This window comes from Streptococcus pseudopneumoniae (assembly GCF_038148955.1).
In the GTDB taxonomy this organism is placed as follows: domain Bacteria; phylum Bacillota; class Bacilli; order Lactobacillales; family Streptococcaceae; genus Streptococcus; species Streptococcus pseudopneumoniae_T.
Genome location: NZ_JBBJZY010000017.1, coordinates 34,260 through 45,595, shown reverse-complemented (window position 1 = coordinate 45,595; position 11,336 = coordinate 34,260). Strand labels below are relative to the sequence as shown.

Annotated in this window: 7 protein-coding genes and 1 pseudogene; all 8 read left to right on the top strand. The window is 35.7% G+C overall.

Going from position 1 to position 11,336, the window contains the following annotated elements; genetic code table 11:
• Positions 1-914 (top strand): annotated as a pseudogene (locus WKI23_RS07125) (hypothetical protein); the annotation flags it as partial.
• A gap of 492 nt (positions 915-1,406) precedes the next feature.
• Positions 1,407-2,579: a glycosyltransferase gene (locus WKI23_RS07120; protein WP_368079428.1), complete on the top strand. Its 1,173-nt coding sequence runs from the start codon at positions 1,407-1,409 to the stop codon at positions 2,577-2,579.
• Between the two features lie 20 nt (positions 2,580-2,599).
• Positions 2,600-3,688 carry a hypothetical protein gene (locus WKI23_RS07115; protein ID WP_368079427.1) on the top strand — a complete coding sequence of 363 codons (1,089 nt, stop codon included), beginning with the start codon at positions 2,600-2,602 and terminating at the stop codon, positions 3,686-3,688.
• A 515-nt stretch (positions 3,689-4,203) separates the two neighbouring features.
• Complete coding sequence (gene secY2, locus WKI23_RS07110; protein WP_368079426.1) at positions 4,204-5,421, top strand: accessory Sec system protein translocase subunit SecY2; 1,218 nt, start codon at positions 4,204-4,206, stop codon at positions 5,419-5,421.
• A 9-nt stretch (positions 5,422-5,430) separates the two neighbouring features.
• Entirely contained in the window at positions 5,431-7,011 is a 1,581-nt protein-coding gene (gene asp1, locus WKI23_RS07105) for an accessory Sec system protein Asp1 (protein ID WP_368079425.1), read from the top strand.
• The gene (gene asp2, locus WKI23_RS07100; protein WP_368079424.1) at positions 6,995-8,527 is read left to right on the top strand and encodes an accessory Sec system protein Asp2; all 1,533 of its coding nucleotides are present in this window, start codon (positions 6,995-6,997) and stop codon (positions 8,525-8,527) included. Before asp1 ends, asp2 begins: the two co-directional genes overlap by 17 nt.
• Entirely contained in the window at positions 8,524-8,964 is a 441-nt protein-coding gene (gene asp3, locus WKI23_RS07095) for an accessory Sec system protein Asp3 (RefSeq protein WP_368079423.1), read from the top strand. The genes asp2 and asp3 overlap by 4 nt, the downstream gene beginning before the upstream one ends.
• Complete coding sequence (secA2, locus tag WKI23_RS07090) at positions 8,957-11,329, top strand: accessory Sec system translocase SecA2 (RefSeq protein WP_368079422.1); 2,373 nt, start codon at positions 8,957-8,959, stop codon at positions 11,327-11,329. The genes asp3 and secA2 overlap by 8 nt, the downstream gene beginning before the upstream one ends.
• The last annotated feature ends 7 nt before the right edge of the window (positions 11,330-11,336 follow it).

The window sequence follows — 11,336 nt, the reverse complement described above, 5'->3', positions numbered from 1 at the left end:
CTTCAACAAGCACGTCAGCTTCAACAAGCACGTCAGCTTCAACAAGTACGTCAGCTTCAACAAGCACGTCAGCTTCAACAAGTACGTCAGCTTCAACTAGTACATCGGCATCGACAAGTACAAGTGGTTCAACAAGTACGTCGGCATCAACAAGTACGTCAGCTTCAACAAGCACGTCGGCATCGACAAGTACGTCAGCTTCAACAAGCACGTCAGCATCTAAGGCTACATCTGAATTTGTATTGCCAAGTACGTCTTCATCAGAGTCGGTCTCAGAAAGTAAGTTAGTAAGTGACTCTGTATCAACTATTGGTTTAACATCCTTGTCAACTAGCGTGACCAGCTCATCAAGTAGCTCATTTAGCTCCCTGTCGCCAACAACTCCAATAATTTCAGGAGAAGTGGTTCAAGGAAGAGAAAATCTCTCAATAATTGGATTCGTGGGCGCGGTAACGCGTGCATCTGATTTCAGCAGTTCGATTGTGGTGTCAGGAAATATTGTAGATAGTGAGTCTCGATCTCTTACAAGTTCAATTTCTGGAAGTCTATCTGCATATCCTAGTGAATCAGTTTCAGTATCTCATTCTGAAACAGATGAAACAGATGCAACAAGTCTTCCATATGGATTGCTTGTATCAAGTCTATTAGGTCTTGTAGGACTTCTTCTACTATTGCTAGCTCGTCGAAGAAAAGACTCGGAATTAGAGAGATTGACAAAACAACTTGCTAAAGTTCTGGAAGAAAGAGATTTATCACAAGTTGATCGAAAACTTCTCCTCGAAGCGCAACTTTATCTTGAAGCTGCTGTAGAATTTTTGGAGAATGAGAAAGATTCTAATCATACAGAAGAAGAGTTAATTGAGAAGCTGAGGGAAATCCTTAAGAATTTCGAACAAGTAGGGAAACAGAGATAGTTGTCCTGCTAAGGTGAGTAATCTGTGAGATGGATTACATTTATTGGAATTCATCTTATGCTTACCTAATAATATATTTTGATGTATGGTAAATAAAAATAATAAGAATTCTCATCTTATCCCCAAAATACAGACATATCAGATTGAGTATAAGTTATTTATATATTATTTAATTTGGGAAGGATAATGAAAAATAACTAGATCATTTTTAGAGTGCGCAATAAATTGAACAGTTTATAAAAGAAAACTTTCCGAATAGGTGTAGTATATAATCAATATGAGTTAACTTTTCCGTAAGTTTATTCTGATAGTAAAAAGATTTAAACAATATCCCCCTGTAATAAAATTATTATTTCAGGGGGATATTGTATTAATAGAGAGAAAAAATGGTATAATTAGAGAGAAACAATAATTCTTAAACTTATACAGTGACTGTTATATCCATTGTATAGTAGAAATAATTATAAATAAAAAAAGAAGTAGGAGAAGAAAATGCAACAAGCCACCTTTATTTTAGCTGGGGATTATGGATATATTCGGTACATAGAAGCAACGCTAAAATCTATTTGTTATCATCATAGTAGTTGTAAGATTTATATTATGAATCAGGATATACCACAAGAATGGTTTATATACACACGTAAAAAAATGAGTTATAAAAATAGTATATTGGTAGATGTTAAAATGACTAGTGGATTAATTTCATCTGAATGGAAATTACCGCCTTTTGGAGCGCATTTAAACCATATGTCATTTGCTAGATATTTTATTCCGCAGTTCGTTATAGAAGATAAAGTGCTATATTTGGATAGTGATACGATAGTTACGAAACCTTTAAATGAACTATTTGATATGGATTTAGGTACGAATCTATTAGCTGCAGCTAAGGTTGTTTATGGATTAGATGACCAATTCAATTCTGGAGTGTTATTAATTAACAATAAACTTTGGAAAGAAGAAAATATCCAGAAAAAACTTGTTGAAATAACAAATAGAGATCATGAAAAAGTAGATGAATCTGATCAGTCGATTTTTAATATAGTCATAGGGGATAGATATATTCTTTTAGAAGATAAATATAATTTTCAAATAGGATATGACCGAATAGCGGAACAACGAAAGCAATATTTTATTCTGGATATGCCAGTTGATCCATTACCTGCTATTATTCATTATTTGACAGATGATAAGCCATGGAAGTTAATGTCATTTTCTCGTCTCAGAGAGGTATGGTGGCGATATGCTATGATGGACTGGTCAGAAATTACAAATCACGAAAATTTTATACAAAAACAAAATATTTTAATCATGACTGCAAGTCAATCATTAGAACAAATTGAATTTTTAGCGATGAATTTAACAAATTCTATTATTCATATTGCTGCTACAACTTTGATGGGAGAATATCTGAATTCATTGAGAAAATATGAAAATATTAGACTATATCCTTCTATTTTAGAGTGGAATTGTAAGAAGTTAATTGAGCTATGTGATGTGTATTTGGATATCAATCATGAGGTTAAGGATCAAGAAGTGATTGAAAAGATAGCAGAGAAGAAAAAACCTATTTTATCATTCAATAATGTGGTCAATCCATACCATGTAGATAAAGTTTTTTCTAATGATAATCCTCAAGAAATGTGTGATTATATCAAGAAAATATAAAATAAAAAGAGGTGTTATTGATGACATACTGGATTACATCTGAAACTACAACAGGAGAAAGAGAAGTAGTTTTATGGAGAAATGGTGCTTATGGTAAAGCTAGATATGATATTGAACAAACTCTGATTAGGGAGTTACAATTTAAATCACTTGATTTATATACTTATGATTGGATTGAAGAACCAGAGCAGAGTTTAGGAAGACATTTTGCAGGGTTGATGGCAGGAGTGAAAAAGGGAGATGTTGTATTTATACAATGGATTTTATTGGCATCAGATGTTTATAGAAGAAAGTTATTTGAACAAGCTCGTAGAGCAGGAGCTAAAATTGTTGTAATCATACATGATTTAGGGCATTGGATTGAGTATGATAAGGAACGAAGTTGTCAAGCTGTAATAGATGGTCATCAAGATATTGTTCATTTGCTAGATGTAGATGGAATTATCGTTCACTCTGAAAGGATGCGCGAAAGATTGCTCTCAGATTTAAGGTTGTTAAAACCTGACGTGGATCCAATAATGACAAGTTTAGATATTTTTGGATTTACTACCTTTCAAGGGGCAAAAAAAGAACGGACATTAAAGCCTTCCATCGATTATGTAGGGAATTTACACAAATCTACCTTTATCAATGGCATGACAGATGCGTTTGAAATGAACATTTACGGTCCAAATCCTGAACTCTATGGTTTAGATGTAGAAAAAAGAGAAAATATTCGTTTTAGAGGTAGTTATGACCATGAAGCGCTTCCGACAATGCTTGAAGGCAGTTTTGGTTTAGTTTGGGCTTCAACTGCTTACCCTCAAAAAGTTGGTCGTGATGCAGAATACCAGCGATACAATGCTCCTCATAAAGCTTCCCTTTATCTTGCGGCGGATTTGCCTATTATTGTATCAAGTGACTCAGCACTAGCTACATTTGTAGAACGCCAGGGGATTGGTTTAGTAGTTGATGACTTGGATCAGTTAACGGAGAAATACAAAGAGTTAACAGAAGAACGTTATGCTGATATTCTTGAAAATACAAGACGAATTGGGAGAATGATTAGGGAAAATTTTCCAATTAAGAAGGCCGTAATCCAGATGTTAGAACTTTTAGAATGGAGATAGAGGATTCGACAGATGTATAATCTCCCAAAATTATCATTTTTCTTTTATTTTATAACAAAACAATCTCAAAATGCGCTATCATCAAGTAAAAGAAGCAGGACTTCAAAATACGGATATTTTCAAATGGTATGCGGAATTTTTCTACTTACTTGAATAAACTAGCTTAGTTTTATTATATAAGATATTTGGAATAAAATACATAAAAAAGAATATTGTGTTTACAAGCCAAATGCAGTAAAAGCGGATTTTTTCTGCTTTTTTTGCTATAATGGTAGTTGCAGTATCATCAGATGAGTAGAATGTAGTCTTTTTATTTTAGGATTAGGAAATGGGAGCTGGTTCGCAATGAAGTTTGATAGAGTATCTTCTTTTTTCTACTATAGTAAGAGATAAATAAAATCACTATAATATTTAAATTTGGATTAAAAAGTAGAGCATACTGTCTAGTTCGGGTTGAGTTATAGATATAAGGCATGCGCTTGATTTTAGTAAGATAGAATGAAAGGAATTTTTTTATGAAAAATTATATTTCATCCACGGTGATAAAAAAAGGATTTGTTACTCTTTTTTTGATTTTTATATATGTTCTTGGAAGTAGATTAACTCTTCCTTTTGTGAATGTCAATAGTAGAGATTTTTTAGGTGGCTCAACCGCTTACTTAGCTTTTTCTACAGCCCTTACGGGAGGTAATCTTCGTAGCTTATCTCTTTTTTCAGTAGGTCTTTCTCCGTGGATGTCGGCTATGCTTCTGTGGCAGATGGCTACTTTATCTAAACGTTGGGGATTAATGTCTTTGGCAACAGAGATTCAGGATAGAAGGCGGATGTATCTGACACTCTTTATCTCTTTAATACAGGCACTGGCTATTGCTCTAAATCTTCCGATTCAGTCTCCGTATCCCTCTCTGTTAATACTATTGATGAATATCCTTTTGTTAATAGCAGGAACTTTCTTTTTAGTTTGGTTGTCAGACATAAATGCTAGTAATGGGATAGGAGGTTCCGTGGTAATCTTGATGGCTAGTATGGTTTTAAATATTCCGCAAGATATGATTGAATCTTTTAAGATTATTCACGCCTCTTATTGGACTATCTTTTTATTACTTTTATTAGGTCTTATATTTAGCTATATCGTGGCAATATTATATCGTGCACGATATCGTTTGCCCATTCATAAGGTTGCTTTACATAGCCGATTTAAGAGATATTCTTATTTTGAAGTGTTGTTAAATCCAGCAGGTGGAATGCCTTATATGTATGTAATGACTTTTATGAGCCTTCCTACATATATTCTCCTACTTTTACAAACTCTTTTTCCGCAGAATACTGTATATGAGGAATGGCTGAATCAGTATAAAATAGGTCAGCCTTTGTGGGTGTATCTTTATATAGGTATCTTGTTTTTGTTTAGTATTGCCTTTGCCTTTGTTAATATCAGTGGAGATCAGATTGCGAATCGGATGAAGAAATCTGGGGAATATATTTATGGCGTTTACCCAGGGGAGGAAACGAGTAAATTCATTAACAGATTGGTTTTCAGATTTGCTATAGTAGGTGGTGTTCTTAATGTTACTATGGCAGGACTTCCTATGCTCCTGATTTTATCTGATGAAAAGTTAACACGACTAGCCATGATACCAGGTCTATTTTTGATGTTAAATGGTATGGTTTTTAATGTGAGAGATGAAGTGACAGCTCTGAGATTAAATGAAACCTATAAACCGCTGATTTAGGAGGTTCTTATGTATTATTTTATTCCAGCTTGGTATGGGTCAGAACGTAAGTGGCATACGGATATTATTCCTTGGTATCGAACTTTCTTTAAAGTAGAATTTGATGATACTTTCAATCAAATTAGGCTGTTTCAAAGACAGGGACTACAGTCTCGACTATTAGTATTAGCCTATCAGCCACATTTGCGTTACTTTTTACATAGACATGGTGTCTTAGAGACAGAAGTCTATTCTATCTTTGATGATATGCAAGATTTGCATGATATACACACTCAGGTTCTTAATATAAGAGATATAGAGTGGGATAATGATTGTCAATTTCTTTACAGTCCATTTGCAATAGTAGTTCAAAAAGATGGTAAAAAATATGCCAAGGTAGAACATGGTGTAGAAGGCTTTATTACTGAGATCCAATATTTTGATTTCGATGGACAGATGAGTAAGAATTATATCATGGATGATCGTGGCTTTGTATCAAGTGTTATTTATTTTGATAATGGACAGCCTACCTATCAAGACTACTTGGATCCTAAAGGTATCTGGAGATTTAGGGAGTATTTAAACGATGGAGGACGAGTAGAGGTAAATCCAATATTTAGTTACCGTTTTAAACAGCTTCACTACACTGATATGCGTCAACTAATCACAGAATATTTTGATAAGTATCTACAAAAGCAACAGAAAAAACAAGATATTTTCATCATCCCTTCTCACCCTCAGCATGACCAATTTATCTTCAGTTGCTTATCAAGTGGTTCTGCTAAAATTTTGAGTCTATTTATTAATCGGAATTCACAATCTAGTTTTAAAGACTTAGCTCTATCATTTGATCAGGCAAATATAGTCTTAGTGGATAGAGAGGATAGTTTACAACTCTTACAAGAACTATATCCCACATTATCTGATAAATTTTATCATCTCTCTCCTTTTGATACGCGTTTGCGACTAGGGAGAAGTCAGACTAGAAAAGAATCGATTATATACTATCAATTAGATTTTTCTCAAGGAATTGATAGACAAGCCCTATTTCAGGTTTTATCATTTATTGCTGAAACAAAAAATACAGAAGTCATTTTTGGAGCCTTTTCTGCTAGTCAGGAACAAATGGAGGAAGTGGAATCACTTGTCAATGAAATCATTCAGAAACAAATCCATACTGATAGTTTAGAAAAAGGAGTAGACTACGGTGGGGCAGAAAATCCTTTAGAAGAAAATCAAGAGCAGGAACTACGTTTTCAATTTGTCAACATGAATGATGAATTGGATCTGATTAAGACGCTCGAGTTTGTTCGTTTGATTGTGGATCTTAATAAACAACCTCATCTCTATACTCAAATAGCAGGTATTAGTGCAGGAGTTCCTCAGATAAATCAGGTTGAAACCGTCTATGTAGAACATTTGAAAAATGGTTATTTGATTTCAGATGTGACAGAATTTTCAAGGGCTGCACATTACTATACAGATAAACTAAAAGAGTGGAATCAAGCATTAGTATATTCGATTGATAAAATTAAAGAGCATACGGGTCAACGTTTCTTAGAGAAATTACATCACTGGATTGAGGAGATTACAGATGTCAAAGGACTATAAAATCCTACAGATAGGGATTGATAATTGGGCTCATCATTATGAAATTCCTGAAAGTATGGATTGGTATTATTTCTGTCCCAACTCACCTTTAGCCCTTCGCAAAATGATGGAAATGGAAGGAATAAGTAGTTTTCATTCTATTTTGATAGAGGATGGACGGTATTTGGCTGATTTGCTACCTTTTATTTATCATATTGAGCCCTATACTCTATTTTATAATCAAGATTTTAAAACGGCAGATTCAATCATCCTTGATTTCTTGAAAAAGAGATGTGCTCAATCTGTAGATTTTTCAGATCCCCAGAGATTACTAAATGATTTATCAACTTCTCTTTTTGGTGGTGGCTATGGGGATAAGATGAAACCTTTTATGATTCAAGTTCATTCGGAATTTCGAGGAAGTATAACTTATCAAGGATTTGAATATCTTCAATTAGAGGGTGATTTCGGAGAGGACTATTCGCAGGTGGCTTTTTGGAATTATAATTTTGTTTCTGAAAAAGAGAGACCGATTGAACTATGGCTAGAATATGAAAAAACTAAAGATATTGATTTTCGCTTGCGTATACAAAAGCTTCCACAGGGTTCGGTTTCAGATATTGTGGAAGATTTAGTTTTTACAGAAGATGACATGAAAAAATCAATTCTAATGGCTCAAGATTATAATGCTTATTTAACTATTTCAGTTGAAGCGCGTGGTCATGGAAGCTTGAAGCTTGGAAATCTTCATCAGCGTTGGAGTCGCAAGCAATTTGGGAAATTTTTCCTTGGAGGAAATATTTTGCATGATAGTAAGAGGAATGAAGTCAACTATTTCTTTCACCCAGGTGATTTCAAGCCTCCTTTAGCTGTTTATTTTGCCGGTTTTCGTCCTGCAGAAGGCTTTGAAGCTTACTTTTTGATGAAAAACTTAGGCTGTCCTTTTCTTCTATTCTCCGATCCTCGTTTGGAGGGTGGAGCCTTTTATCTTGGTAGTCAAGAGTTAGAAAATAAGATTAAGGAAACCATCCAACATTATTTAGATTATCTTGGATTGACTGCTAAAGAGTTGATTTTATCAGGTCTATCAATGGGAACTTTCCCTTCTCTCTATTATGGAGCTACTTTTGAACCTCATGCCATTATTGTTGGGAAGCCCTTGACCAATCTTGGAACCATTGCTAGACGTGGACGGTTGGATGCGCCAGGGGTATTTAATACAGCTTTTGATGTTTTAAAATATCAAACAGGCTATGTTACTTCACAACATATGTTAGAATTGGATCATCGCTTTTGGAAGGCCTTTAAAGCAGCTGATTTTTCAAAAACAATTTTTGGTCTCTCCTATATGAAGGATGAGGATATGGATCCTCAGGCTTACGAACAATTAGTAGCTCATTTGTGTAATACTGGTGCGAAAATTCTTTCTAAGGGGACAGCTGGTCGACACAATGATGACACGGATACAAATGTAGCCTGGTTTGTACATTTTTATCATATGATATTGAATAGTGATTTTGGAAGGTTGGACAAATGATTATCAATCAGAGAACAGACATTAAGTGGGGAGAAGTAGGGGGGACATTTATGTATGGTACAAGTGTTACCTATCATCCAGATCAGCATATTAGTCTCTACAATCCACTAGTGGCTTCTGGGGAGATTATTCGCTCGTGGACTTCTAGTTTGAACTACCAAGCCAATCGTGTTCAACCTAGTCTCCCACTTTTAAAAAGAAAGCATGATTATGAGATTTCTATGAATATGGAATGCCAGCCTGAATATGGTATTTATATTAAGCTTGTATTTTATGATCGCTATGGAGATGTGATTGAGGAAAAGGTAGAAAAAATAAAAACTTTCTCCTTTACCTATCCTGATGACACCTATACCTACCAAGTCTCCCTTCTAAGTGCTGGTTTTGAATCCTTAGATTTTTATTCTTTTACTATTAAGGAGCTGAATCGTGTTTAAAGGTTTTTATCAAGATTTCCAACTTCGGAACGTCAAAAGGATTTTAAGAAAGATTAATGCCCTTAAAGAAAAGATGGAGTCTCTCTCAGACCAAGAACTCGCGGCAAAAACAGTGGAGTTTCGCCAACGTCTGGCTAAGGGAGAAACTTTGGATGGTCTCTTGGTAGAGGCTTTTGCTGTTGTTCGTGAAGCGGATAGACGTGTATTGGGCATGTTCCCCTATGATGTCCAAGTCATGGGAGGGATTGTGATTCATCAGGGAAATGTCGCTGAGATGAATACTGGTGAGGGGAAAACCTTGACAGCCACTATGCCTGTTTACCTCAATGCCCTAACAGGTAAAGGTACCATGCTGATTACTACTAATGACTATCTAGCTAAACGTGATGCTGAAGAGATGGGACAAGTGTATCGTTTTCTAGGGCTGACTATTGGGGTTCCTTTTCCAGATGATGCTCAAGAAGAATTGACTCCAAAAGAGAAAAAAATCATTTACGCATCGGATATTATTTATACAACTAATAGTAACTTAGGTTTTGATTATTTGAATGATAATTTAGCTTCAAATGATGAAGGGAAATTTTTACGACCCTTTGATTATGTTATTATTGATGAGATTGATGATATTTTACTGGATAGCGCTCAGACTCCCCTTATTATTGCGGGATCTCCTCGTGTTCAGTCTAATCACTACGGCATTATTGATACGCTGGTAACGACTTTGGTAGAAGGGGAAGACTACATTTTTAAAGAAGAAAAGGATGAGATTTGGCTGACTACTAAGGGTGCCAAAGCTGCTGAAAGTTTTCTAGGGATTGACCATTTTTATAAGGAAGAACATGCGGTTTTTGCTCGTCATTTGGTTCATGCAGTTCGAGCCCATAAACTCTATACCAAAGATAAGGATTATGTTATTCGTGGCAATGAAATGGTACTGGTGGATAAGGGGACAGGACGCCTTATGGAAATGACTAAACTGCAGGGAGGACTTCATCAGGCTATTGAAGCCAAGGAGCATGTCAAACTATCTCCGGAAACACGTGCTATGGCTTCTATCACCTATCAAAGCCTTTTTAAGATGTTTAATAAGGTATCTGGTATGACAGGGACAGGGAAGGTTGCAGAAAAAGAGCTTCTGGAAACTTATAATATGGCTGTTGTACGGATTCCTACCAATCGCCCTAGACAACGGATTGACTATCCAGATAATCTCTACATCACTTTACCTGAAAAAGTGTATGCTTCTTTGGAGTATATCAAAGAATACCATGCTAAGGGAAATCCTTTGCTTGTTTTTGTCGGATCAGTTGAGATGTCCCATTTATACTCATCACTTTTGTTACGAGAAGGGATTGCCCATAATGTGCTGAATGCTCACAATGCGGCGCGTGAGGCTCAAATTATCTCCGAGTCAGGTCAGATGGGGGCTGTAACAGTTGCTACTTCCATGGCAGGACGAGGTACGGATATCAAACTTGGTAAGGGAGTTGCAGAACTTGGCGGTTTGATTGTGATCGGAACAGAGCGAATGGAAAGTCAGCGGATTGATCTTCAAATCCGAGGACGTTCTGGTCGTCAGGGTGATCCTGGGATGAGTAAGTTTTTTGTATCCTTAGAAGACGATGTTATCAAAAAATTTGGCCCATCTTGGGTTCATAAAAAGTATAAAGATTATCAAGTTCAAGATATGACTCAACCAGAAGTATTGAAAGGTCGTAAATACCGAAAGCTAGTCGAAAAGGCTCAGCATGCCAGTGATAGTGCTGGACGTTCAGCACGTCGTCAGACTCTGGAGTATGCTGAGAGTATGAATATCCAACGGGATATAGTCTATAAAGAGAGAAATCGTCTAATAGATGGTTTTCGTGCTTTAGAAGATGTGGTGGAGGAAATCATTGCCAGTTATATAGATCAAGTGACCGCTTCAAATTATGAAAGTCGAGAGTTGCTCTTCCACTTTATCGTGACTAATATTAGTTTTCATATTAAAGAGGTTCCAGACTATATAGATGTGACTGACCAGACTGCAGTTCGCAGATTTATGAAGCAGGTGATTGATGGAGAACTTTCTGAAAAGAAAGAATTGCTTGAGCAACATGGCTTGTATGAACAGTTTTTACGCCTTTCTTTACTCAAGGCTATTGATGACAACTGGGTAGAGCAGGTAGACTATCTACAACAGTTATCTATGGCTATCGGTGGTAAATCTGCTAGTCAGAAAAATCCTATAGTAGAGTATTATCAGGAGGCTTATGATGGTTTTGAAACCATGAAAGAACAGATTCGGTCTGATATGGTACGTAATCTTTTGGTGGGACTTGTTGAAGTTACTTCTAAAGGTGAAATTATGACTCATTTCCCATAAGAGGAGA

What these genes read in the sequence shown, in the direction of transcription:
- asp1 (WP_368079425.1), top strand. Translation starts at nt 5,431, where the DNA reads ATGTATTATTTTATTCCAGCTTGGTATGGGTCAGAACGTAAGTGGCAT.
- WKI23_RS07120 (WP_368079428.1), top strand. Translation starts at nt 1,407, where the DNA reads ATGCAACAAGCCACCTTTATTTTAGCTGGGGATTATGGATATATTCGG.
- asp3 (WP_368079423.1), top strand. Translation starts at nt 8,524, where the DNA reads ATGATTATCAATCAGAGAACAGACATTAAGTGGGGAGAAGTAGGGGGG.
- asp2 (WP_368079424.1), top strand. Translation starts at nt 6,995, where the DNA reads ATGTCAAAGGACTATAAAATCCTACAGATAGGGATTGATAATTGGGCT.
- WKI23_RS07115 (WP_368079427.1), top strand. Translation starts at nt 2,600, where the DNA reads ATGACATACTGGATTACATCTGAAACTACAACAGGAGAAAGAGAAGTA.
- secY2 (WP_368079426.1), top strand. Translation starts at nt 4,204, where the DNA reads ATGAAAAATTATATTTCATCCACGGTGATAAAAAAAGGATTTGTTACT.